Origin of the sequence: Nocardia sp. CC213A, from assembly GCF_030766805.1 — a bacterium.
Lineage (GTDB): Bacteria > Actinomycetota > Actinomycetes > Mycobacteriales > Mycobacteriaceae > Nocardia > Nocardia otitidiscaviarum.
This window is the reverse complement of the sequence record NZ_JASFXA010000003.1, coordinates 364,933-389,483: the sequence shown is the minus strand read 5'-3', so window position 1 is coordinate 389,483 and position 24,551 is coordinate 364,933. Positions and strand designations below refer to the sequence as shown.

21 protein-coding genes and 1 tRNA gene are annotated in these 24,551 nt (G+C 69.2%); 6 read left to right on the top strand and 16 right to left on the bottom strand.

All coding sequences use genetic code 11. The features are described from left to right. Window positions 1–104 precede the first annotated feature (104 nt). The 3 genes from QJS31_RS07675 (at window position 105) to QJS31_RS07665 (ending at window position 3,446) form a co-directional block, all read left to right on the top strand. Window positions 105–1,265: an AbrB family transcriptional regulator gene (locus QJS31_RS07675; protein ID WP_306356312.1), complete on the top strand. Its 1,161-nt coding sequence runs from the start codon at window positions 105–107 to the stop codon at window positions 1,263–1,265. A 228-nt stretch (window positions 1,266–1,493) separates the two neighbouring features. Continuing rightward, window positions 1,494–2,897 carry a hypothetical protein gene (locus QJS31_RS07670; RefSeq protein ID WP_306356311.1) on the top strand — a complete coding sequence of 468 codons (1,404 nt, stop codon included), beginning with the start codon at window positions 1,494–1,496 and terminating at the stop codon, window positions 2,895–2,897. Between the two features lie 69 nt (window positions 2,898–2,966). Next, on the top strand, window positions 2,967–3,446 hold the full coding sequence (locus QJS31_RS07665; protein WP_282780377.1) for a VOC family protein: 480 nt from the start codon (window positions 2,967–2,969) through the stop codon (window positions 3,444–3,446). Window positions 3,447–3,613: 167 nt separating this feature from the next. Here QJS31_RS07665 and QJS31_RS07660 read toward each other — a convergent pair whose 3' ends face one another. Further along, window positions 3,614–4,591 carry a LysR family transcriptional regulator gene (locus tag QJS31_RS07660; protein ID WP_029929622.1) on the bottom strand — a complete coding sequence of 326 codons (978 nt, stop codon included), beginning with the start codon at window positions 4,589–4,591 and terminating at the stop codon, window positions 3,614–3,616. Between the two features lie 241 nt (window positions 4,592–4,832). On the opposite strand from QJS31_RS07660, the gene QJS31_RS07655 reads away from it, so the two are divergent. Next, complete coding sequence (locus QJS31_RS07655) at window positions 4,833–6,047, top strand: Glu/Leu/Phe/Val dehydrogenase dimerization domain-containing protein (RefSeq protein WP_306356371.1); 1,215 nt, start codon at window positions 4,833–4,835, stop codon at window positions 6,045–6,047. A gap of 49 nt (window positions 6,048–6,096) precedes the next feature. Here QJS31_RS07655 and QJS31_RS07650 read toward each other — a convergent pair whose 3' ends face one another. From QJS31_RS07650 to QJS31_RS07610, 9 genes are all read right to left on the bottom strand, one after another. Then, entirely contained in the window at window positions 6,097–6,879 is a 783-nt protein-coding gene (locus QJS31_RS07650; RefSeq protein ID WP_306356310.1) for a carboxylesterase, read from the bottom strand. A gap of 147 nt (window positions 6,880–7,026) precedes the next feature. Further along, the gene (locus tag QJS31_RS07645) at window positions 7,027–8,121 is read right to left on the bottom strand and encodes an acyl-CoA dehydrogenase family protein (protein WP_306356309.1); all 1,095 of its coding nucleotides are present in this window, start codon (window positions 8,119–8,121) and stop codon (window positions 7,027–7,029) included. After that, window positions 8,121–9,050 (bottom strand): VOC family protein, encoded by a 930-nt coding sequence (locus tag QJS31_RS07640; protein WP_306356308.1) that lies wholly within the window; start codon window positions 9,048–9,050, stop codon window positions 8,121–8,123. Before QJS31_RS07640 ends, QJS31_RS07645 begins: the two co-directional genes overlap by 1 nt. A gap of 9 nt (window positions 9,051–9,059) precedes the next feature. After that, window positions 9,060–9,806: an enoyl-CoA hydratase/isomerase family protein gene (locus tag QJS31_RS07635; RefSeq protein ID WP_306356307.1), complete on the bottom strand. Its 747-nt coding sequence runs from the start codon at window positions 9,804–9,806 to the stop codon at window positions 9,060–9,062. 20 nt (window positions 9,807–9,826) lie between these two features. Then, entirely contained in the window at window positions 9,827–11,041 is a 1,215-nt protein-coding gene (locus tag QJS31_RS07630; protein ID WP_282780391.1) for an acyl-CoA dehydrogenase family protein, read from the bottom strand. Then, window positions 11,028–12,674, bottom strand: a complete 1,647-nt coding sequence (locus tag QJS31_RS07625) for an AMP-binding protein (protein WP_306356306.1) — start codon at window positions 12,672–12,674, stop codon at window positions 11,028–11,030. Before QJS31_RS07625 ends, QJS31_RS07630 begins: the two co-directional genes overlap by 14 nt. A gap of 234 nt (window positions 12,675–12,908) precedes the next feature. Further along, window positions 12,909–13,931: a hypothetical protein gene (locus QJS31_RS07620; RefSeq protein WP_282780395.1), complete on the bottom strand. Its 1,023-nt coding sequence runs from the start codon at window positions 13,929–13,931 to the stop codon at window positions 12,909–12,911. A 311-nt stretch (window positions 13,932–14,242) separates the two neighbouring features. After that, the gene (locus QJS31_RS07615) at window positions 14,243–15,688 is read right to left on the bottom strand and encodes a carotenoid oxygenase family protein (RefSeq protein ID WP_306356305.1); all 1,446 of its coding nucleotides are present in this window, start codon (window positions 15,686–15,688) and stop codon (window positions 14,243–14,245) included. Then, complete coding sequence (locus QJS31_RS07610) at window positions 15,685–15,837, bottom strand: hypothetical protein (RefSeq protein ID WP_282780399.1); 153 nt, start codon at window positions 15,835–15,837, stop codon at window positions 15,685–15,687. Before QJS31_RS07610 ends, QJS31_RS07615 begins: the two co-directional genes overlap by 4 nt. A gap of 17 nt (window positions 15,838–15,854) precedes the next feature. On the opposite strand from QJS31_RS07610, the gene QJS31_RS07605 reads away from it, so the two are divergent. Continuing rightward, a complete protein-coding gene (locus tag QJS31_RS07605) occupies window positions 15,855–16,814 on the top strand; it encodes an Lrp/AsnC family transcriptional regulator (protein WP_282780401.1) in 960 nt (319 codons plus the stop codon). 554 nt (window positions 16,815–17,368) lie between these two features. On the opposite strand, the gene QJS31_RS07600 is transcribed toward QJS31_RS07605, so the two are convergent. From QJS31_RS07600 to QJS31_RS07575, 6 genes are all read right to left on the bottom strand, one after another. After that, window positions 17,369–17,453: transfer RNA gene (locus QJS31_RS07600), tRNA-Leu, on the bottom strand. 215 nt (window positions 17,454–17,668) lie between these two features. After that, window positions 17,669–18,493 (bottom strand): ErmE/ErmH/ErmO/ErmR family 23S rRNA (adenine(2058)-N(6))-methyltransferase, encoded by an 825-nt coding sequence (gene erm / locus QJS31_RS07595; protein ID WP_306356304.1) that lies wholly within the window; start codon window positions 18,491–18,493, stop codon window positions 17,669–17,671. Between the two features lie 254 nt (window positions 18,494–18,747). After that, the gene (locus QJS31_RS07590) at window positions 18,748–19,494 is read right to left on the bottom strand and encodes an adenosylcobinamide-GDP ribazoletransferase (RefSeq protein WP_282785479.1); all 747 of its coding nucleotides are present in this window, start codon (window positions 19,492–19,494) and stop codon (window positions 18,748–18,750) included. A gap of 363 nt (window positions 19,495–19,857) precedes the next feature. Next, the gene (gene cobT, locus QJS31_RS07585; RefSeq protein ID WP_306356303.1) at window positions 19,858–21,969 is read right to left on the bottom strand and encodes a nicotinate-nucleotide--dimethylbenzimidazole phosphoribosyltransferase; all 2,112 of its coding nucleotides are present in this window, start codon (window positions 21,967–21,969) and stop codon (window positions 19,858–19,860) included. A gap of 423 nt (window positions 21,970–22,392) precedes the next feature. Next, entirely contained in the window at window positions 22,393–23,007 is a 615-nt protein-coding gene (locus tag QJS31_RS07580; RefSeq protein ID WP_282785476.1) for a LysE family translocator, read from the bottom strand. Between the two features lie 70 nt (window positions 23,008–23,077). After that, entirely contained in the window at window positions 23,078–24,055 is a 978-nt protein-coding gene (locus QJS31_RS07575) for a helix-turn-helix domain-containing protein (RefSeq protein ID WP_282785477.1), read from the bottom strand. A 203-nt stretch (window positions 24,056–24,258) separates the two neighbouring features. On the opposite strand from QJS31_RS07575, the gene QJS31_RS07570 reads away from it, so the two are divergent. Continuing rightward, window positions 24,259–24,495, top strand: coding sequence for a hypothetical protein (locus QJS31_RS07570; protein ID WP_306356302.1), 237 nt, complete (start codon window positions 24,259–24,261; stop codon window positions 24,493–24,495). The last annotated feature ends 56 nt before the right edge of the window (window positions 24,496–24,551 follow it).

Here is a 24,551-nt window from a genome sequence, read left to right as displayed (position 1 = left end):
TCGGCGAAATAAGCCGACCTCCGAACAAACAGCGGGTGAACGGTTTCCAACGACGCGAACAGTATCACCGCTATTACCTGGGAACAGGTTGGGCGGATTCCGCTATGAAATTCACCGGTAAATTCGACGCGGTCCGCCGCGTACACGGTCACGCCATCGTCTGGGCGGCACTGCTGGCGGTGCTGCTCGCCCTCGCCGAACTACTGGAGCGGGTGAGCTTCCCGGCCGCCCAGATGGTCCTCGGACTGACCGCGGGCGCGGGACTGGCGCTCACCGGGCGACTGCCCCGACCGCTGCCCCGGCAGGTGTTCGTCGGCGTGCAGGCACTGATGGGCGTGCTCATGGGCAGCTATCTGGAACTGCCGCTGCTGTCGGCCATCGGCACCGCCATGCTGCCGGTGCTGGGCGTCACCGCGGCCACCCTGCTGGTGAGCGTGCTGGTCGCGCTGCTCTTCGCGCGCTGCACCAGGGTCGCGCTGCCCACCGCCGTCCTGGGCCTGCTCGCGGGCGGGTCGGCCGCGGTGGTGTCCTGCGCCGACGAACTCGACGCCGATCCCCGACAGGTGGCGTTCATGCAGTACCTGCGCGTCATGCTGGTCGCGGTCAGCGCACCGCTGGTGACCGCGCTGCTCAGTGATGACGACACCGGCGGCCAGACCGTCCGGCTCGCCAGCCGGGTCACCAATGCCGAACTGCCGCACTGGATGATCGTCGGCCGCGGGGACCAGATCGCCGGACTCTGCACCGCCGTGCTGCTCAGCGTCATCGGCATCCGCCTGGGCCGGCGACTGCGCATCCCGAGCCCCAGCCTGATCGGCCCCATGCTGCTCACGGCCGCGCTCACCGCACTGGGCCACAGCCACGGCTACGCCCCCACCAACCTGCTGCGCGAACTGCTGTTCATCCTCATCGGCCTCGAGGTCGGATCCCGCTTCACCCGCGCGGTCATCACCGAGATGGCCCGCATGATCCCCGGCATCCTGCTGGCCGTCACCACCCTCTCCGCCGCCGTCACCGCCCTGGCCTCCCTGCTGTCGCGCTGCGTCGACCTGAAACTCTCCGACCTCTACCTCGCCACCACCCCGGGCGGCATCAACGCCGTCCTCGCCACCGGCGAGGGCATGGGCGCCAACATGCCCCTGATCACCAGCGTGCAAACCATCCGCCTGCTGATCATGGTCGCCACCGTCCCCCTCATCGCCCGCCTTCTCCGCCGCGCAGCCCCCGACGCGCGAGGCGAAGCCCACCGCGAACCACCGAGGTGAGCGGTGCCGCCGCCGGACCAGCACCGACATCGCTTATGCGCCACCGCGTGTAGCCACCACCGGCCGAGGCGCGGTCCGCCAGACCTCAGGATTCGGGGGTGGGATCCGACGCGGACCGCGCGATACCCTTCGCCCGTATCGATGGGGGAGATCCATGCGCGAGCTGCCACGGCGGATGTCACCACGCGGCGGGTGTGCGATCGGCTCCCGTACCGCACGCGGTAGCCGGTGACGATCGCCCTCGTGCCCGCGGTGGACCGCGGCGACCGCGGCCCCGCCCGCATCCCGGCTCGACCGTCTCGCACGCTGACCATCATCGGAATTGCCGTCACCACCGCGCTTTTCGTGATCGGCGGCTGGCAGCGGCGCTGGATCGCCGACGACGGACTGACGGTGCCGCGCACGGTCCGCAATCTGCTGGCCGGCAACGGGCCGGTCTTCAACGCCGGCGAGCGCGTCGAGGTCAACACCAGTACCGCCTGGACCTTCCTCGTCTGGTTCTTCGGTTGGATGACGCAGGTGCGGCTGGAGTATGTGGTGCTCGGCCTCGCGCTGATCCTGTCGGCGACGGCCATGATGTTCGCGATGCTGGGCGCGGCGCGGTTGTGGGGCAGCGGATCCCGGCTGCTGCTGCCCGCCGGTGCCGTCGTCTACATCGCGGTGCCACCAGCTCGTGATTACGCCACCTCCGGCCTGGAGTCCAGCCTCGTCATCTGCTGGCTGGCCGTGCTGTGGTGGTGGATGATTCGCTGGTCGCAGGCCGACAAGCCGTCTCCGGCAACACTGTTCGCGCTGTCCTTCCTTGCGGGGCTGGCTCCCCTGGTGCGCCCGGAGCTGGCGGTGGTGGGCGCGCTGGCCCTGCTCATGATCTGCTGCGCTCCACTGCCGGAAATCCGATTGCGGCCGTGGGCATCCCGCGCGCTGATCGGTGTGGCGGCGGGCCCGGTGCCACTGTCCTACCAGATCTGGCGCATGGGCTATTACGGTCTGCCGTACCCGAACACGGCCGTCGCCAAAGACGCGGGCGGGGAGAAGTGGCGGCAGGGCCTGGACTACCTCTGGAATCTGATCGGGCCGTACTGGTTGTGGCTACCACTGGTGGTGCTGGGCATGGCTACGATCCTGGTGGCGCGGGCAGGGCGCTCCGAGCCGGGTGCCGCCGCGAGACCCACACCACGCGAACGCGTGCACCGATACCGGGCACGGCTGCGCACCCCGGCCGCCGTGGTCACCCTCCTGCTCGGCAGCGGAATGCTGTTGCTCGCCTATCAGATCCGCGTCGGCGGCGACTTCATGCACGGCCGCACGCTGCTGCCGCCACTGTTCTGCCTGCTGCTGCCCGTCATGATGCTGCCGCTCGAATCCGCCACCGCGCGAACCGAACCACGTCGCGTCTCCCCCGTGCTGTCGGCGGCCCTCGCCGTCACCGTCGGCTGGGTGTCCCGCATCGCCACCGCCCTGACCTGCCCCGAGACCCGCGACCTGCTGGCCGCCACTCGCGCCCCGCTCACCGTGGACCGATTCCTGCGCAATATCCACCGGTCGCCGCACTACGCCGCCTACCGCATCGACCGGGTTCCGGAGCACGAGATAGCGCGGTGCGGTCTCGTCGACCGGGCCGCCCACCGATGAGTTTCGGACTCCCCACCCGTCCGAACTCATAACAGCACCTACCCGAGCACCGAGTAAGGAACGGTCACGATGAGTGGAATCGGTATCTGCCTCTGGTTCGACGACGAGGGCGAGGAGGCCGCACGCTACTACACCGCCATCTTCAAGAATTCGAAGATCACCTCGGTCGTCCCGTACGGTGACGCCTTCCCCGGCAAGGCGGGCGACACCATGCTGGTCGAATTCGAACTCAACGGCCAGCGGATCACCGCCCTCAACGGCGGCAAGATGGACTGGTCGTTCAACGAGGCGATCTCCCTGATGATCGACTGCGAAGACCAGGCCGAAGTAGACCACTACTGGAACGCCCTCACCGCCGACGGCGGCCAGGAAGGCCCCTGCGGCTGGCTCAAGGACAAATACGGCGTCAGCTGGCAGATCACCCCCAAGCGCTACTACGAACTCGCCGACCCCACCGACCCCGCCCGCGCCGACCGCGTCAACAAGGCCCTCGAGTCCATGAAGAAGATCGACCTCGCCACCCTGGAGCAAGCCGCCGTCGCAGGCTGACCCGCGTGGCGGCGCGGCCGGGGCGGAGTTCGTGCGCGCCGTACGGTGGTACGGCGACCGGCTGCAACTGAAGATGGGCGACCGTGACGCTCTCGAACCCGAGACCGTCATGGCACGCGTCGACAACGGATACCTACGCCCGAATCCGTGACCGGGCGAGTGGCCGATCAGCCGAGGCGGAGGCCCTTGCCGTTGGATACGGGCGGGGGTGCGGGTTCCGTGTCGGGTGGGGCGCTGTCGGCGCCCAGGCCCTTCTCGGCCGCGGCGGTTCGGATCGCGTCCACGACGAGCAGGAGGGCGGCGCGGCGGGCGGTGTTGGTGCGGTAGGCCAGTGAGACCGTGCGGGTGAGGGCGTCGCCGAGGGCGACGATGTCCACGCCCGGCGGGCGCAGGGCCAAGCCCAGGTCGGAGACGAGGGTGACGCCGAGACCGGCCGCGACCATGGCCAGGGCCGTCGCCTGTTCCTCCACCTCGTGGTCGATGCGCGGTGCCACCCCGGCGGCCTGGAACGCCAGCCGGGCCGCATGCCCGAAATTGGATCGCGCGGGCGCGAGAATCCACGGGTGCTCGGCCAGTTCGGCCAATGTGACGCTGGCCGACGGCACCGCCCCCGCGGGCACGGCCGCATACAGCCGTTCGACCGCGATGACCGTGCGCTGCAACCCGCTGTCCCACGTCGTCGGGTAATTCGAGTAGTCGATGACGAACGACAGGTCGAGCGCGCCGTCGCGCACCGCCGCGGCGGTTGCCTCGGGGGCGAGTTCCCGCGTCCGCACCAGAATGCCCGGGTGGGTGCGGGCCAACGCGGTCAGCGCGTCGGGCAGCAGTCCTGCCGCCACCGACGCCCACACCCCGGCGGTGAGCTTGGCCGTCACCGATTCACCGGCCTCCTCGAGCGCCTGGGTCGCGCGTTCCACCGAGGTGAGGATCTCCTCGGCATGCTCGGCGAGCACCACGCCGAGGTCGGTGAGCTGCACGCGCCGCCCCCGCCGTTCGAACAGCCGGGTGCCCACATCGCGTTCCAACTGCGCGAGCTGCTGCGAGACCGCCGACGCGGTGTAGTGCAGGGCGGCCGCTGCCGCGGTGATCGTGCCGCGGCGGTGCAATTCGCGCAGCATCCGCAGCCGGGGCAGAGACAGGTCCATGGGACCGAGCCTAAATGCTGTGCAGGAACGCTGAATACTCCCGTGAACGAACCGTAAATGGACGCGCGGGCAGGTGGGACCGCACTCTGGTGGCACGCGAGTGATCAGGAGAGCGATCACGAAGCCCCGGACTCGCGACTACGCAACGTGGCGTTCCCTGTAGGCGGTGATGACCGACACGAGCACGACGAGGAGGTGGTTCGTCATGACGACAATGCAGAACCCGGGCGGAAGCGTCCCGATGACGACACAGCCGGTTCCGACCATCTCCCCGGTGCCGGTCGCACCGACACCGCACCGGCCCGAACCGTATCTGCGCATGCAGTGGACGGATTCGCTGACCGGCGCGGTCGGCTACCTCGTCGTCCACACCCTGCGTTCGGGCCTGGCCACCGGCGGCACCCGGATGCGGGCGGGCTGCACACTGAGCGAGGTCGAGGATCTGGCGCGCGGCATGGCCAACAAGACCGCCACCTTCGACCTGCCGATCGGCGGCGCCAAGGGCGGCATCGACTTCGACCCCAAGGACCCGCGCGCCCCGCGCGTACTGGAGCGCTTCTGCGCGGCCATGCGGCCGTGGATCGACGCGCACTGGGTGACCGCGGAGGATCTGGGCGTACCGCAGCACCTGATCGACGAGGTGTTCGCCGGACTCGGCCTTGGTCAGAGCTATCACGCCGCCATCCGGCGCGCCGCCGACCCGGCCGCCACCCTGGAACGGGTCCGCAACGGCCTGAACGCACGGGTGGAAGGCGGATTCGCACTCGGTGACGTGATCGGCGGCTACGGTGTCGCGCACGCCTGCCTCGCCGCCGCCGTCTCCTGGGGCCGGGCCCCCGCCGATACCACCGTCGCCATCCAGGGCGTCGGCACCATGGGCGGTGCGGCGGCCTACTACCTGCACGAGGCCGGCATGCGGGTCACCACGGTGGCGGACGCCGCCGAGACCCTGCACCACCCCGGCGGCCTGGACATCCCGGCGCTGCTGGAGTTGCGCGACGGTTTCGGCGAGATCGACCGCTCCCGGCTGCCCGCGGATGTGGAGCGGCTGCCGCGCACCGCGATCGTGTCCGCCGATGTCGATATCCTTGTCCCGGCGGCGATCTCGTACGCGATCACCCCCGACAACTCCTTCGACGTCAAGGCCCGCGTCATCGTCGAGGCCGCCAACGCCGCCACCACACCGGAGGCAGAGGCCATGCTCGCCGCCCGCGGCATCCCGGTGCTCCCCGACTTCGTCGCCAACGCCGGAGCCGTCGCCTGGGCGTGGTGGCTGCTGCTCGGCCAGGTCGACGACATCCCGGAGACGTCCTTCGACCGCCTGCGCACCACCATGCACAGCAAGGTCGCGCAACTGCTCACCGCGTGGACCGATGCGGGCATCACCCCGCGCGAGGCCGGTCACCGCTGGGCCGACGACCCGGCAGCCGACCCCGAACCGGTCGTCATCCCCTGATCACAGGCCGAACGGCCCGGGGTCCCATCGCGCTGTCCGGCTGCTCGCGCTACATCGCGCTGCCCGGCTGCTCCGGCAGTTCGAGGGTGTCGCGCAACCACCGCAGGACCGGCGGCGCGACCCGCGGCACCGCGGATTCGGCGATGATCCAGTGCGGCAGACCGGGATGCCGCTGATGCTCGGCTCGATAGCGGGCCGCGATGCGCGCCGATATCCACGGCGCGACATTGCGGTCCGCGCCCGCGCTGACGCACAGCACCGGGCAGGTGACGGCCGCGGCGTCGACCCGGACCGACGGCAGCCCGAGGGTCATGGCGCGGAAGATTCGCCCGGAGTCCGGAACCAGTTGCGGCACAATCCGTTCCTGCTCCGCACGGGTGAGCGTGCTGAGCGGCACCTCGCGCATGGTGCGCTCGCTCGGCAGGAACGATCGACCGGCCAGCACGGCGGGCAGCACCGGGAACAGATGCGGTAGCGGCCGGAGCTGCGGCCACAGCACGCCGGGCGGGATGGACGCCAGCAGCACCAGAGCGCGGCAGGCCCGCGCGGCCGCCACCCGCTGCCCGATCAGGCCGCCCATACTGTGTCCGATCACGATGGCGTCCTCGCCGAGGTCGTCGTAGGCGGCCAGCGCCACCTCCACGCAGTCGCGAATACCGGTGCGGCGCAGTACCGCGTGATCGACCGGATCGCGTCCGGGCAGCGCCGGTGCCACACAGTCGAAACCGGCCCGCTCGAAGTGGTCGAGCCACGGGCGCAGCAGCGCCGGACGCCCGAAAACGCCGTGCAGGAACAGGATCGGCGGCTGCTCGCCGCCGTGCCGAGCAATCATGGGAGACCGCATTTCTGTCGTTCGGGCGCTGCCCACCGACGGTACTGCAACCACCCGCTCGCCACTCCCCCTTCGACACCTGTTCCGGCTGGAGGCGAAACACCTGGCAGGCCCCGGAGACCGACGGGTGTCGCGGCCCCGGCCGGGTCAGTCGCCCATACCGAGGTGCCGCACGATCGTGCCGATATGGTGGTCGGTGTCGCCGAAGGCGAGTGCGCACGCCATCGCATGCCGCGTGTAGTGGTGCAATCCGTGTTCGGCGGTGAACCCGATGGCGCCGTGCACCTGGTGGGCGGTGGCGCACACCCGCTGGTACACCTCGGACACCCACGATTTCGCCAGCGCCACCTCGGTCGACGCGTCCAGCCCGGCCGCCAGCCGCCAGATCGCCTCGTAGGCCAGCAGCCGCGCACCGAGCACCTCGACGGCCATATCGGCGCAATGATGCTGCACGGCTTGGAAAGCGCCGATCGGCCGGCCGAACTGTTCGCGCTGGGTGGCGTAGTCGACCGTCATATCCAGCACCGCCTGCGCACCACCCACCATCTCCGCGCAGGTCGCCGCCGCACCGTAGGCGGCGGTGGCGGCGGCGATCTCGGATCCGGCCGCGAGCACGGCCCCCTCCGGGATCGGCACGTGGTCGAAACTCACCCGATACGATTCGTCGCCCACGACCGCCAGCGGCTCGCGGCTGATTCCCGGTGTCGCGCCATCGATCAGCACCGCCAGCGGCCGGTCGGCGTGCGCGACGACCAGCAGGGTGTCGGCGATGTCGGCGTGCGACACGAACATCGCCGTGCCGTGCAGCGTTCCCGCTTGCGCCGCAATGCCTTCGACATGGGTGAGCAGCCGTCCGCCGGTGATCGCGGGCAGCCAGGCGGCGCGTTCGGCCGCGGTGCCGTACCGCATCACCGGCATCCCGCAGCAGGCCACCGTCGCCGCGAGTGGGCTGGGCACCCGCGCGCGGCCGATCTCCTCGAGCACCAGGCACAGTTCCAGGAATCCGGCCCCGAGCCCGCCGTACTCCTCCGGAAACGGCAGCCCGGCCCAACCGAGTTCGACCATCCGGGTCCAGAGTTTGCCCGACGGCTCGGCCGTCCAGAGTTTGCCCGACGGCTCGGCCGTCCAGAGTTTGCCCGACGGCTCGGCCGTCCAGACCTTCCCCGACAGCTCGGCCGCGCTCAGGAATTCCCGGGCGGTGGACCGGATCAGCTCCTGCTCCTCGGTCAGGGTGAGGTCCATCAGCTGTTCGCCGGAATCTTGTCCGACCGCACCCAGACGCCCGGCCGCTCCTCCCAGAACAGCTGCACGAGTACGCCACCGGCGTGCTTGGGGTGGATGAAGGTGTGCCGCCACGCCGCACCGTCGGTGACGCCCGCATCGTGGTCGAAGGTCGGCGTGTGATGGTGTTCGCAGGCGGCCAGCGCCGCGTCCCACTCGGCCACCTGGAAGGTCACATGGTGTACGCCCGGACCGTCCTTCGCCAGGAACCGGTCGATGAACGAATCCTCGCCGCGCGGCTGGATGATCTCCCAGCAGATCGCCGAACCGGGGATAGTGAGCACCAGGTCGGCCATATCCGGCCATTCGTCGATGGGCGTCTTCCACACCGGCACGAACCCGGCCAGCTCGGCGTACCAGGTCGCCAGCACCTCGCGGTCCCGGAACGCCTGGCAGATATGGTCGATCGCCACGATGCCGAGCGTCGGTCCGGTCGCGGCGGCGGGGGTGGCGGCGGTGGCGTGCTCGTCACCGACCAGGGCGAGGGTGCCCGGCCCGCGCAGCCGGAAACGCACGCCCGGCCCGTCCTCGGGTGGAGTCAGCGACGACTCGATCCAGCCCGGCCCGTCGGCCGGTTCGAGCCCCAGCTTGTGCAGTTCGGCGCGCGCCGCCTCGAGGTCGGGCACCTCGACGCCGATGTGGTGGACGGCCGGTCGGCCGCCCTGCCGCTCGAGTGCGGCGTGCAGCGGTGAGTCGTCACCGGAGGGAGCGATGACCACCCAGTCCTGCCCCCAACTGCCGGGCACCGTCAGCCGCACCCCGGTGACGCCCTGCTCGGGGTTGTCCCAGCTGCTGGTGCGGCGAAAGCCGAACAGCCCCTCCAATTTCCGCGTCGCGGCGGCGAGATCGGGCACCAGCTGGGCGATGTGGTCGATTCGGTAGATGCGCACGGCGCCTCCTCAGCTCGGGTGCGGTTCGATCCAGTCGTAGCCGCTGGACACCAACTCCTTGACCAGCCGCAGGTTGTAGCGGTTCATGGCGGCGATCCGCTCGGCCAGTTCGCCCACGTGCTTGTCGAATTCCGCGGCCGGGAAGACGTTGTTCACCAGCCCCAGTTGCAGTGCCCGCTGCGCGTCCACCTGGATGCCGGTGAACAGCAGTTCCTTGGCGCGGGCCTTGCCGATGCGTTCCGGCAGCCGTTTCACCCCACCCCAGCCGGGCGCGGAGCCGCCGACGGCAGGCTGGTCGGGGTCCGCGCTGCCGTTCATGTATTTCGGCTGGTAGGGCGGGCGAGCCGAGAGCGTGATCTCCACCAGTCCCAGCTTCGCGTCATCCGAGCAGACGATGAAGTCGGCGGCCAGCGCCAGTTCGAGCCCACCGCCGACCGCGTAACCGTGCACGGCGGCGACGACCGGAATCGACAGCCGCTCCATCATGGCGAAGGTCTTCTCACCGAGACGGCCCTGTTCGACCCGCTCTTTGGGCGTCAGGCCCTCCGACCAGCCCAGGTCCATACCGGCGCAGAACGCGCGATCGCCCGCACCGCGCAGCACCACGACGCATACGTCCTCGTCGTCGTCCACCCTGGTGAACACCTCGCGCAGTTCGGCCATGGAGGTGGGAGTCAGGGCGTTGAGTTTCTGCGGGCGGTTGAGCGTCAGCCAGGCCACGCGTTCTTCGATTGTCACGTCGAGGGTTTCGTACATCGGCACCTTCTCCCGGGGGACTATTTTCTCGGTAGGTTCAGACCTCTGGTCGCGATGACATTGCGTTGGATCTCGGTGGTGCCGCCGAGGAAGGTCGCGGCCACCGCGTCGAATCGCAGGCGGGTGAATTCGGCGGCGAGCGGATGCCGCTCGCCCGGCGCGGTCAGCTGGGCGAGTTCGCCGAACGCCTTCGTGCCGGTGCGGGCCAGCCGCTGCGCCAGTTCCGCTCCGAACAGCTGATTCACCGATGCTTCGTAACCCGGCACGCCGCCGTGCGCCTGACGCGAAACCGTATACCTGGCAAGGTTGTACAGGACCCGCAGCTCGATATAGCGACGCGCGATCTCGTGCCGCAGCACCGCGGAGCCGCCGTCGGCGCGCACCTGCTCGACCAGTCGCGTCAGCGCCCGCTCGAGTTTCACCGTCGCGCCGATTCCGGCCCGTTCGAAGCTCAACGCGTCCATCGCCACGTACCAGCCGCGGTTCTCGGCCCCGACCCGGTTGCGCACCGGCACTCGCGCGCCGTCGAAGAACACCTCGGCGAACGGGGTGTCGCCGCGGATATCGGTGATCGGCCGGATGGTCACACCGGGTGTGGCCGTATCCACCAGCAGGAAGGTGATGCCCGCGTGCTTCGGCGCGTCCGGGTCGGTGCGCACCAGCACGAACAGCCAGTCGGCGCAGTGGGCCAGCGAGGTCCACACCTTCTGCCCGTCGAGGATGTAGTCGTCGCCGTCGCGCACCGCCCGGGTGCGCAGCGACGCCAGGTCCGATCCCGCGCCGGGCTCGGAAAAGCCTTGTGCCCAGGTTCTTTCACCGCTGGCGATGGGCGGTAGGTGTCGCGCCCGCTGTTCCGGCGTGCCGTGCGCGATGAGCGTCGGACCGAGCAGGAACGCGCCGATCCCGTTCACCGTCGGCACCCCGGCCCGCATCATCTCCTCGTGCAGGATGAACTCCGCCACCGCGGTCAGCCCCGCGCCGCCGTACTCCTCGGGCCAGTGCGGAACGATCCACCCCCGGGCGGCGAGTGCGGCCGCCCACCGCCGCGCCCCGGCCGCCCGGTCGGGATCGGCGCTCACCCGGTCGACCGGCCAGTTGTAGCCCCAGACGTCCTCGGGTTCCAGACTGTGCTGCGCATCCGGGTCGGGCCGGTACTCGGCGGGGAATTCGGCCGCGATGAACGCCCGCACCTCGGCGCGGAATGCGGCTTGCTCCGGTGTATCACCCCAGTGCACAGCGGTCACCGGGAGTGGTCGGCCGGGCGGCGGGCGGTTGTGCCTGCCGGTCCCAGGTGGTGGCGGTGACGCCGTGGTCACCCTGTTCGCGCAGCCGGTATTTGGCGACCTTGTCGGTCGGCGTACGCGGCAGCGCGTCGACGAATTCGATATAGCGGGGCACCATATAACCGGGCAGCTGCCGCTGACAGAACTCGACGAGTTCCTCCACGTCGAGTCGCGCGCCGGGACGCACCACCACGGCCAGTTTGACGTCCTCTTCCTCGAGTTCGGACGGCACGCCGATGGCCGCGGATTCCAGAACCGCGGGGTGCATATTCACCTCGCATTCGAGGTCGAATGCCGAAATCGATTCGCCGCGACGCCGAATGGAGTCGGTCATGCGGTCGAGGAAGAAGAAATACCCGTCCTCGTCACGCCAGACCCGATCACCGGTGTGGAACCACAGATTTCGGAAACACCGCGCGGTCGCTTCCGGTGCCTTGTGATAACCGGTGGTGATCACATAGGGCTGTTTCGGCCGCAGCACCAGTTCCCCCGGCTCGCCGGGCCCCACCTCACGGTCGTACTCGTCCACCACCGCGGCATGGAACCGCCGATCGTGCACCGTGCCGCAGGAACCCACCCGCCACTGGCCGTACGGGCTGCCGGTGGCGATCCCGGCCTCGGTGCTGGTGTAGGTCTCCACCGAGCGCACCCCGAATCGCTTGTGCAGCGGCTCATCCAGACTCGACTTGCCCATATAGAACATCTCGAGCGGATGATCCTTGTCGCGCGGGGACGGCGGCTGTTTGAGCAGGATCGGGATCATCGAGAACACGCTCATCACCACGGCGGCGTCGAAGCGGCGCACATCGTCCCAGAACGTCGACGCGTGAAAGCGGTCCACGATCGCGATCGACCCACCGCACAGCAGCGCGGCGAGCACCCCGTCCCACAGCCCCGCCGCGTGGAAGAGCGGCAGCGGGCAATAGATCGACTTTCCCCACCGGTCCAGATAATTCAGCGAATCGTACGCGCAGGTCAAGGCCAGCGCGTGCGAACACATCGCCCCCTTGGACGGTCCGGTGGTGCCGGAGGTGAACATGATGGCCTGGAGATCATGGAAGCCGACCTCCACGCGCGGCGGCTCCGCACCGTGATCGAGCAGGGTCGACCACGGCAGCACCGGTATCCCGATATCGTCGGCCCGCTCCGGCATTCCGGCGGCTCCCGGCCCGAGGACCACCGTGCGCAGTCCGGGCACCCGGCGCGCCAACGGAACCAACCGCTCGACGTAATCGCTGTCGGCGATCAACAGCGCGGCATCCGAGCCGACCAGCACATGCCGCAGCATCTCCCCTCGATGCGCGGTATTGACCGGCACCGCCACCGCCCGCAACCGCGCCAACGCGAAGATCACGTACACGAACTCGGCACAGTTCCCCAGCATGACCGCGATATGGTCCCCCGGCCGCACACCCGACGAAATCAACCCCCGCGCAACCCGATTGGCCATCTCATCGACCTCGCCATAGCCGATGTGCCCGCCGTGGAACCGGAGAAACGGCTCGGTCCGGTGCGTAACGGCCCGATTCGCGAGCACGTCACCGAGAACAAAACTCTCCACGTTCCCCGATGACGCTTCGCGCATGACCACAACCTCCGACAGCGCTGATGTTCGCCTTCCATCATGACTCGCGCACCGCCACAACATGACCGATCTCGCGATTCCGCCTTGGGCGCGGCAGGGAGCGCTACCCGTAAGAGGTCGATGATCATTCGCGCCGACATCTCTGTCGTCGCGCGCCGACCGGTACTGAACTCGCCTATCGCGGCGATATCGGATCCGGCTGAGGACCAGATATCCTCGCGTCTGCCGAAATCCTCACGGTTCCACCATTTCATCGATGCGTGAGAGCGGGCGATCGGCCGCCCGCAGCACGGTCAGCGCGGCGCAGGTCACCCACGGATTGAACCGATGCCGACCCGTCGGCCCCCAGTCGACGAGCGAACGGTATCTACCGCCGGGCGCGGCACGAACCTGGTAGTAGCGCGCTTCGGCGGGGAAGCCACCGTCGGGCAGCCGCTTGGACTCCAGCAGGTCGAGGGCGGCGGCGCAGCGCGGGTCGGTGATCAGCCCCGCCTCCGCGAACACGGTGAGCGCGAACAGGAAGTCGTAATGCCAGTAGCATGGAAAATGCAGCTGTACAAACGATTTCGCCATCACGGTGCCGTCACTGATGCGCCGGAACAGCTGGCGGCTCAGGAAAGGCTCACCGGCCCGGACCACCGCGTCTCGGCTGTCCTCCCGGCCGGTCCGCTGAGCGTGCAGCGCGAGTGCGCGCAGCGGAATGAGACTTTCGACGAACGAGGAGACGCGCCCACTCGCGTGCCGGTCGCAGTTCCAGCCGCCGTCGGGCCATTGGGTGGCGAGCAGACGGGTCACCAGCTCCTCGGCGCGTTCGTCGGCGAGCCCGAGACTCAGCAACGCCCACAGCAGATTCCCGTCGATGGAGGCATGCAGCGTGGGCAGCCCCCGCACCTGTCCGATATGGCGTGTGCGGTACTCCGCGGACAGTACCCACCCCAACGCCTGCTCCCGCAACGGGATCAGCGACTCGTCACCGCCGGGATAACCGAGCTCGGCCAGTGCGACCAACACCCAATGTGCGCCGTACCACGTGGCGCCGTACGGATGGAACGGCAGCGTCCCGTCGTCCCTACGTTCCGACAGCAGCGTTCGCACCCGCGCGCTGACAGCGATATCCGCCCGCACCGACCGCACCGCGGGATCGTCCGCGGGCGTTCCGAGCAGCCGGGTGAGCACGCGCCACCGGATCGACGGCTCCGGCGAATCCAGCAGCCGAGCCACGATCTCATCGGCCTCCAGGCCGTCGTACCCGGTCATGCCGACCATCGTGGTCGCCGCGACCTCGTGCCGCTACGGCCTTCGGTCGAGCACATCGAGGACCATGGTCCCTCCACCCGGTACCGCGCGTCGTCGCGGGAATCGCTGTCACACCGAATATCTCACCTGTCAGCAAGCGCCGTGCCCCCAGAAGGCCTCGTCGCCGCGGCGGCCACCGCGGCCGTGGTCGGCTCGACCGGCCCGCCACCGCCCCGCCCAGCATTTTCACTCCTTCCGAGTAGGGATGGGGATCGAGTGTCGACGGCGTGAACGCTCCGCATTCGCTGCCGTCCGGTGATATGCGGTGGTCTTCACCCGTCGCCCGGAATCCAGTTGCCGTGGAATCCGGCCGGGATCCGGTGGGGTAGCTCGATCGAGGCGACGTCTTCCAGCGTTTCCGCGTCCAACATGACCAGTGCGCTGCGACCGGAGCCGATGTCGTGGACGAATCCCATCAGCACCCCCTGGTCCTCGCGCGCGTCAGGCGCCGCTGGTTCGAAGACGAATTCGCCCACCCGTGCGTGTCTTCCGAAGAAGCGGGCAGTGGTGGTGCCATGAAGCCGATCGTGTTTGAGCAGGGTGGATCCGGGTGTGGCGCCCGGACCAACCGCTGGTGCGTAGCCGAACCGGTGACGACGGCCCACCCGGCGTTCGTCCACGCGCGGGAACTCCTGTGCCCGGTCATCGACGCGGTCCTGGCGGACGGTGCCCGCGACGAGGTCGAGTACCCATCGGTCCAGGGTCGGCGATGCCTCCTCGGGACCGGTCCGGTCCCGGTCGAACATCACCGGGTACCGCACGACGTCGAGAACCACGGTGTCGCCGTCGTCGTAGGCGTTCATCGGGTGGAACACCCAGCAGGGCTCGATCTCGAACCAGCGCACATCGTCATTGCCGCCCGCGCGCGGCATGACGCCGATCCGCGCCGGATAGCGGGAATTCCAGCCGTAGGGCAGCCGAAGGTCACGTGTCCGGCGCGCGGCCAGCGGGTCGGGCACTCGGATCCGGCCGAGCATCGCCGACAGCACCAGCCGTGCTGGTTCCGGCATCGGCGCTCCGACGAGCGCACCAGCCTGATCGGACAGTCCCCCCATTTCTTGCGGGTCGAGCGTGACCGGAAGGTCGTACAGCACGATGTGGTTTTCGGTCAGGGAGAAGTCGTGCATCAACGGCATGCCGGCGACCTCGATGTCAACGGCCCGGCGTACTCGTCCGTCGGTGCCGATGACGGTGTACTGCACCCGATTTCCGCGATCGAACGAATACGACACCGCGTGCAGCTCACCGGTGTCCGGATCACGCTTGGGATGGGCGGTGTAGCCGCCCCGGACCTGCTCGCCGAAATCGCAGATCCCGACGGTCTCCAACTCATAGCTCAGCTCGACCGGTGTACCACCGCCCTCGATGAGTGCGAGGGTGCGCCCAGCGTGCGCGATCACGTTCGTGTTGGCGCCGATCCCGACCGCGCCGTCGCCGAGTACGTGTGCCTCCCCCAGCGCCATCGAGGTCTCCGGTCCCCTGACCCAGCGATTGCGGTACCACTCGGCCCGGCCGTCGCGGATGCGGATACCGTGCACCATCCCGTCCCCGACGAACCAGTGATAGAACGCCGGATCGAGTTCTCCGACCGGGTTGGCGCCATTGCGTAGATAGCGGCCATCCAGATATTCCGGAATGTCGCCGATCACCTGCAGCTCGGTCAGGGTGTGCTCCTGTTCGAGGGGAGCGAAAACACCCTCCAGGTATCGGTTTCTCATCGGCGGATCTCCTTCGTCGAATCGTCGAGATCTCGGGTGAGGATGCCGCCTTGGTGAATGCCGTTGATGTCGTTCGTCATGACACCGATGCTGGCGCCGCCGACCGCCTTCCGACCACAACGGACCGGCAGCACGCCGGATTCCGACACCGTTCTAGTCTGTCTGGGTGGATTCGGACATGCTGGACGTCCTCGACCGGCAACTACTGCATGCGCTCCAGCTCGACGCGCGAGCCCCGTTCAGCAAGATCGCCGACATCCTCGATGTCTCCGATCGCACCCTCGCCCGCCGTTACGGGCGGTTGCGTTCGACCCGCGCCGCACGGATAACCACCGCCCTCAACAGCCGACGGACCGGCCACGCCGAATGGCTGGTGCGGCTCCGGTTACCCCCTGACGCGACGGCGGGCGTCGCGCGCGTGCTCGCGGCCCGGCCCGATACCGCCTGGGTGACTCCGCTCTCCAGCGGAACCGAACTGGTCCTGCTGCTGCGCACCGCGAACGGCGGTCCCGCGCCGCTGGAGCCCCTGGCCCGCCATCCTCAGATCCTCCACGTGGACGCACAGCGCCTGCTGCGACACCTGAAGGATCGCCCGTGGCTCGGCCGCACCTCCGCACTGACCCCCGACCAGATCGCCGCATTGACCCCGCACTACCCCCTGATCTCGACCTCCGAGCCGGCCCAGCTCACCGACTTCGACCGCAGACTGCTGGCGGCGCTGGCGGCCGACGCCCGCGTCGGCTATCCCACCCTGGCTCGCACGGTCGGCTGGTCGGAGTCGGCTGTGCGACGTCGGCTGGAAGAGCTGCGACGTTCACTCATCCTGAGATTCGACGTCGAAATCGATCCGATCCGGTTGGGATTCACCGAACAATGTCTGCTGTGGCTGAGCGTCGCCCCGACGAATCTGGTCGATGTGTCCCGCACACTGATCGGCGACCCTGAAACAGCATTCGTGGGAGCGACGACCGGAACCCACAATCTGTTCGTGATCATCGTGTGCCGCAACGCAGACGAATTGTTCGACTACGTCTCGTACCGAATCGGCGCACTGGACGGTGTCGACCGCATGGAATCCGCCCCCGTCGTCCGATACGCCAAACGGTTCGCCCCACCACCCGCATAGCTCTACGGCACAGCGGATACCGACCGTACCGGGCAGCATCTCCCAGTACACGAAATCGCCCAGATACGCGAGATGTGTGTAGGCGTCACAGTTTCGCCACGACCGTCTGGACGAGTTCGCAAACGATCACCGACCGGGGAAGCGCCGGCACCGTAGGCGCACACCAGGCTATCGCGATTGCCAACAGTTTGCCAGCCTGCCCGTCGCGACCACCACTACACGTCGACACGAGGCTGGGCACCTGACGAGGCTCGCCCCCGGTCCGACGCTCGCCCCGGGTCGTGACAATCGCCGGCGCTGGCTGAAAATCCACTCGTCGAGTCAACCCGACCGGTCCACCCCCGCCGTACTGCGCGTTCCGAGATCGTTCAGCCGCCTTTGAGTCGAGAAGTCCAGGGTTCTCTCGACGCTCGCCCCGGGAGCAGCGAGTGCTTGCTACTCGTCCGCCAAAGCGATATGGGATTAGCGGCGTAGGTCCCATCATGCGTGGAACCTCCGCCGATGCGCCTTAGCGAAGAGGCTGGGCATCGGCACGGCATGCTACAAATGCGCGGTGTCCGGAGGGGGACTTGAACCCCCACGCCCTAATACGGGCACTAGCACCTCAAGCTAGCGCGTCTGCCATTCCGCCACCCGGACCGGTGTTGCTCGAAAACTTTAACGGATGAACCGTCGGTTTGTGAAAACGGCTGGATGCGATCCATTTTCCGGGAGGGTTGCGGTGAATGGCAAGGGTTCGCGGCGGAGGTGGGGTGCCGTGGGAGTTGCCGGTATCACGGCGGCTCAACCTGGTGTATGGCTGGATGACCCCGATCGGTCCGGTGTCGCCGCGAATGCGGCGACACCGGACCGAGTTAGGCGGTGAGCTGCTGGTGCAGCGTCACCCATTGGTCGGGGTGGACGTAGGCCACCACGGTGTCGCGGTCGATGCCCGCGACGGCCAGCGCTTCGTCCACGCCCTGATAGCGGGTGCGCAGGGAAGCGCGGACGGAGCCGCCGAGGCCGGTGAAGCCGGTCCGGACCAGCTCCAGGTAGGAGTTCCGTTCCCGCACCAGCGGTTCCGGGCGGCGGACGATCCGCAGGATGGCCGAGTCGACCGAGGGGACGGGCCGGAAGCTGGTCCGGTCGACCCGGCCGTGCAGTTCCCAGGTGAACCACGGCCAGGTTTCGGCCGTCACCAGGCTCCAGCGGCCGTAGTCGCCGGTACGCTTGCGCGCGTACTCCCGCTGGGTGAGCAGGGTCGCCGAGGTCAAAGCGGGTGCGGTCAGGCACCAGTCGACGATCTTGGCGGTCACCGAGTACGGGATGTTGCCGACCACGGCGAACGGTTCGCGCGGAGCCCTCGCCTTGGTGAAATCACCTCGGACGACGCGTATTCCGCTCTCGCGTCGGGTTCGCGCGGAGAGCTTCATCGCCAGCAGCGGATCTATCTCGTATGCGGTCACCCGGGCGCCGCGACGAGCCAGTTCCGTGGTGAGTACGCCCTCGCCCGCGCCGGGTTCGAGCACCAGCCCGGTCGGTTCGGCCACCGCCACCATGAGCTGGACGGCGTCGCGGTTCACCAGGAAGTTCTGCGAGAGGGTGCGCCTGGCATGGTCACGCGGCGTGCGAGCGCCGCTGCCGCTGGTGACCTTGCGCTGGGTATGCGAGTAGTTTCGGTGTGCAAAATCTTGCGCCACAGCGTGTGCCCTTTCGGGTCCTCGAGTCGAATGAGTCTCGAAGGGCCCTGGGCGCGCCTGCGGACGCCGAGAGAAGAATCCGCGTCCGCTAGCGGGCCAGAGCCCGGCCGTAGCGCATACGGATGAAGTAGGGGGCGCAGTGACATGTCATGCGAGAAACCGTAGGGAGCACATGACTCCCGCCGCAACCGAATTATTCGGCGGCGACTCCCCCGTCACCGCGATGCCGATGAGGGTCGAATCTCCCCGTCCGATTACAGCGCGAGACTCGATACCGCGGCCGCGACCGTCGTGGCCACCTCCACCGCCGCGCCGAGCACATCCCCGTTGAGCCCGCCGAACCGGCGAACAGCGTGGCGGACCAGCGCGGTGGCCGCCGCCAGCGCGGCTCCCACGGCGATCGGCCCCAGCCACCACGCATCGGTGACGAATCCCGCTGCCACCAGAGCGACTGCGGCCCAGGCGAATCCGATCGCGCGCCCCTGCGTTCCCGCGACCAAAGCCCCGAACCCGGCCCCCGGGGCGGCGTCGATCCCGCTGCGGCACGCGAGAACCACCGCGACCCGCCCCACCGCCACCGCGACCACCACGGCCGGCCACCGCTGCGCATCCACCAGCGCCGCGAACGAAACCGCCTGTATCCCTATGACGAACACCATCGCCGCCACCCCGAACGGCCCCGCCCCACCGCTCTTCATGATCTCCCGCGCCCGCTCGGGTGGGCCGTAACTCCCGAGCCCGTCCATGGTGTCGGCGAGCCCGTCGAGATGCATCCCCCGCGTCCCCAACGCCAGCGCGGCCACGCCCACCAAACCAGCCAGCAGCGACGAGGCCCCCGCGACCGCGAGCACCCACATCACCGCGACGGCCCCCGCGCCCAGCAGCACCCCCACCACGGGCGCCCACGCGATAGCGCCCGCCGCCGCGCGCCTATCCACCTGCTCCGGCCCTCGCACCGGCAGCACGGTCAGCCACGACACGGCCAGCGCGAGCCCCTTCACCGACTCCTCCGGCATGCAGGTTCCCGCATTACGCCGCACGCCGAGCCGACGGCACCGCGAACCCGTGCCCCGACCCGGCCGCTCCTCACCGTCCGCGCATCACCGCCGGTGGACGAACGATCAGGGGGAACTGGTGGCGGCGTCGTGCGAGTGGCCACCGCCACCAGTCCCCCCTCGCGATGAGGATGACCGTGGGGGCGACGGCGGATGGGCTCCATTGCGTGCGCAGGGCGGTACCGCCGCGCGCTGGCGGCAGGACCGCGGCACGTCCGGATATCAGCCGCCGTAGCCTGGTCCGCATCGCACGGGTCGGCGGGTCCGGGGCACCGGCGCAGTGGGCGGCACCCGCGTGAGAGCCGTCCCTTACGCACTGGCTTCCGGCGAGTCGGCTGCACCCACCCCGGCTTCGGACGACGTAGTTCCGCCCCCACCGGATTCTGTCGAATTGCCAGCGCGCACACCCGCTCCCGACGAACCACCCACGCTCGCACCCGTTTCCGATGCGCCAGGCGCGTTCGCACCCGCTTCCGAAGAACCACCCACGGTCGCACCACCGTCCGATGAATCAGCCGTGCTCACACCGGCTTCGGCGAAGGTGGCCATCTCGCCGAGGGTTGCCACGGCCGCGCGCAGGATCGGGAGTGCGGTGAGCGCGCCGGAGCCCTCGCCCAGTCGCATGGTCAGGTCGACGAGGGGTTCCAGGCGCAGTCGGTCGAGCGCGATCTGGTGGGCGGGTTCGCTGGAGCGGTGACCCGCCACCCACCAGGCGCTGGCCCCGGGCGCGAGCTGTTCGGCGATCAGGGCGGCGGCGGTGACCACGACACCGTCGAGGATCACCGGGGTGCGGCGGGCGGCGGCGCGCGCGAGGAATCCGGCCATGGCGGCGAAATCCGCGCCGCCCGCGACCCGCAGCAGGGCTTGCGGGTCCTTGACCACGGGGCGCGCCCGCCACATGGCGTCGCGCACGGCGGCGGTCTTGCGCATCCAGCCCGCGTCGTCGATGCCGGTGCCGCGGCCGACCGCCACCACCGGTTCGGTGTCGGTGACGGCGGCGATGAGCACGGTGGCCGGGGTGGTGTTGCCGATGCCCATATCTCCGGCGATGAGAAGATCCGCGCCGGAATCGATTTCCTCGTCGGCGAGGGCCGCTCCGGCGTGCAGCGCGGTGCGGGTCTCGTCTTCGGTGAGGGCGTCCTCGCGGTCGATGGACCCGCTGGAGCGGCGCACCTTGAAGGTGGAGATCTCCGCCGCGGTATCGCCCTCCACGGCCAAATCCACCACCCGCACGGTGGCATCGGCCAACCGCGCCAACACATTCACGGCCGCGCCGCCGTGCAGGAAGTTGGCGACCATCTGCGCGGTCACCTCGCTCGGATACGCCGACACCCCGTGCCGCGCCACCCCGTGATCCCCCGCGAACACCACCACCCGCGCCCGCTCGAACTGCTTGGGCGGACACACCCCCTGACATGCCGCCACCCAGTTCCCCAGCGCCTCCAGCCGCCCCAGCGCCCCCGCCGGTTTGGTCAACTGCCCCTGCCGCTCCCCCGCGGCCGCCCGCATCGCCGCATCCGGTCCCGCCACCGGCCCGAACTCCACCGCCACCGCACCCCCCTTCGACAATCCGACCCGCCGCTGCGCACCCTCGCCGTCAAAGGAAGCAATTGCGCCCCCGGCAGCCCCGTCCACCTGCCCGGCACCACCATCGGTTGGCTCGTCATCGACGCCCGCCGCCGCGGAATGAGCTCCCCCCACTGCGGCAGGCACCGAGAGGGCGACCGAATCATCTTGCGCGGCTTCAGCTTTCATCACCTCACGGACAGAGGCTCCCGCACCGGCGCTGTGCGACACGGGTACCAGCACCGCATGGGCCCCGGCATCCCTCGCCGCCCGCCGCTCACCGGCGGCACCACTGTCCGCGCCATCCACGCCCGGCTTGACCCGCACCGCCTGCCCGGCGACGAGCAGATACACCTCATCGCACACCGCGGCGAGCCGCTGGTTGAGCGTGCCGATCTCATCCCGGAACAGCCGTCCGGAACGGGTGGCGGGAATGATGCCCAACCCGACTTCGGGGCTCACGATCACGAGCCGCTCCGCATAGCCGGCGACGGCGGCGACGAGGGCGTCCAGATCCGGCCCCACGGTGCCGCGCGGCAGCTCCCACGCCTTGCGGGCGTCCAGGCGGGCGGTGAGCCAGGTGCCGAGGTCGTCGATCAGGGTCGCGGGGGTGGGCTGGCCCAGGCCCGCGATCGGGTCGCCCTCCACCACCGTCCAGTCCGCGGGGCGGCGCGCCTGATGCGCCGCGATCCGCTCGGCGAAGTCGGTATCCGCCGGATCGACCACGGCGGTGGCGATGTACCGCACCGGCCCCGCGGCCACCAGTTGTTCCGCGAACGCCGATTTTCCGGACCGCGCCCCGCCGAGCACCAGTGTGCGGAGCGGCCGATCGGTTGAGTGAGCAGTGTGCGACACGGTCAGCACGGTATCAATCACCGCGCCACACGGCGCTCCCCAACCCACGCCGACACCAGCCCGAGCCGGTGAACATGAGTGACCGGGTCCCTCCCCGCGCACCCAGGGTCCGTAGTCCTGCCCCGCACATGGTGGCGGCATGCGTTCTCGCACCGGCGCGACCTCGTCGCCAAGGCCCCACCCGAATGCCGCCCTCGACCCCGGCACCCCACGCACCGACCGGGCGCACGATCAGCCATCCCGCCTGGCCGCGGTCAGCCATCCCGCCTGGCCGCGGTCACCTGTCTCAGCACGGATGACGTGCCTCCGACTCTCCGAACGCCGCACCCGGCCCCATCCCGAATGCCGCCCGGCACAACGCAGCCACCGGTGAACCCGCCCGGACCCAAGCCCCCGGAGGGCGCATCTACCCGGCCCGTCCGCTCACTGGTTCTGCACGGCCAGCCGCCCCGCGAGTGCCACGAACGACGCCCCGAACACCCGCCGCATCCAGATCACCACGGCGGGCCGCGTGATGATGTGGTCCCGCACCGCCGCCGCGGCCACCCCGTACACCGCGAACACCACGAAAGTCGCGAGCATGAACACGCCGCTCAGCTCGAGCATGCGCGGCACGGCATTCGCGGACCCGGCGGGCACGAACTGCGGCAGGAACGCGAAGAAGAAGATGGTCAGCTTGGGGTTCAGCACATTGGCCAGTACGGCCGCGCCGATCACCCGCCCAGCGCCCGGGGCGGCGCCCGATTGCTCGGGCACGGTCAGCGCCCCCTTGTCGCGGAAGGTCATCCACGCCATGTACAGCAGATACGCGACGCCGAGATACTTCAGCGTCTGAAAGGCCACGGCACTGGTGTTCAGCACCGCGGCCACACCGGTCACGGCGGCGATCATGTGCGGAACGATGCCCAGGGTGCAGCCGAACGCGGCGATCACGCTCGCCCGCGTGCCCCTGGCGAGCCCGGCCGCGAGGGTGAACAGCACACCGGTTCCGGGCGTTGCGACGATGACGAGCGTCGTCAGCAGGAATTCGATGCTCATCTCCCGCACAGTAACCGGCGACCGCTTCCGGCAACACCCCCGGCGCGGGCGGTGCGCGGGCCGAGCCCCCCTAGACTCCCACTTCGTCCGGATGCGCCCCGAAGCGCCGGCGATACTCGGTGGGCGCGATGCCGACGAGCCGCTGGAAGTGGTGGCGCAGCAACGCCCCCGATCCGAATCCGCACCGATGCGCGACCGACTCCAGATCCAGTTCGGTGTCCTCCAGCAGCTGTTTGGCCAGCAGAATCCGCTGTCCCGTCAGCCATTTCACCGGCGTGGTCCCGGTTTCGGCGGCGAAGCGGCGCGCGAAGGTGCGGGTGGACATGGCGGCGCGGGCGGCCAGGGCCTCCACGGTATGCGGCAACTCCAGGTGCTCGTTCATCCAGTTCAGGGTGTCGCTGAGGCTGTCTGAAGTGCATTCGGGGACCGGGCGTTCGATGAACTGACGCTGTCCGCCGTCGCGCTGCGGCGGCACCACCATGCGCCGTGCGATGGCATTGGCCGCCGCGCTGCCCAGTTCGCGCCGCACCAGATGCAGGCAGGCGTCGATCCCGGCGGCGGTGCCCGCACTGGTGATCAGATCCCCCTCGTCCACGAACAGCACATCCGGGTCGACGGTCGCCTTCGGATACCGTTGCGCGAGATCGTCCACGTATTTCCAGTGGGTGGTGCATTTGCGGTCGTCGAGCAGTCCGGCTTCTCCGGCGAGAAACGCCCCGGAGCAGACGGTGAGGACGGTGGCCCCGTTCTCGGCGGCTTCCCGCACCGCGGTGATCACCCGTGGATCGGTCTGTTCCAGCACACCGAACGGAAACGCCGGTATGGCAACGAGATCCGCGTTCCGCAGCTCGTCGAGCCCGTATTCGGGCGTGACCGTGATGCCGGGTGTGCTGCTGCCCAGCGGCTTGCCGGGTTCGAGCCCGCAGACGCGGAAGTCGAAGTAGGGCAGCCCGTCCATTCGCCGGTCCAGCCCGAATACCTCGCAGACGACGCCGAATTCGAACATGGCGAGGCGCTCGTTGAGCACCACGGCGACCTTGGACAACATAGCCCCAGCCTATCTGGCCGAATCTTTGCGAACAATGTCAGTACTGCCACTGTTGGCAGAAAGCTCGCGAGAGAAAACTTACTGCCATGCACGCAGTCACCGCAATACTCGCAGCCGCAACCGTTATGACCGCCATGGCAATGGTCACCGGCGCGGCGATGGCCGGCGGCACCGAGACTTCCGACGAGCAGGAGGCATAAGCCATGACCGCCATCACCACCCCCGCCAGCACCGTCTCCCGCGGCGAGCGTCGCAGCATCGCCACGGCGATCACCCTGTTCCGCCGCGCGTTCACCCTGTTCGCCGCCGCCGGGCGGGCCGTACCCTTCCACCGCGAGGAAGGCTCGCGGCGGGCCGGTTCCTACGACGTCGTCGACCGCGACACCCAGCGGGCACTGGCCGAACTCAATGCGATCAGCACCATCCGCGAGCACGGATAGGCCCCGAAAGCACGCGGCCCCGCTCCGAGTCGATACTCGGAGCGGGGCCGCCCGCG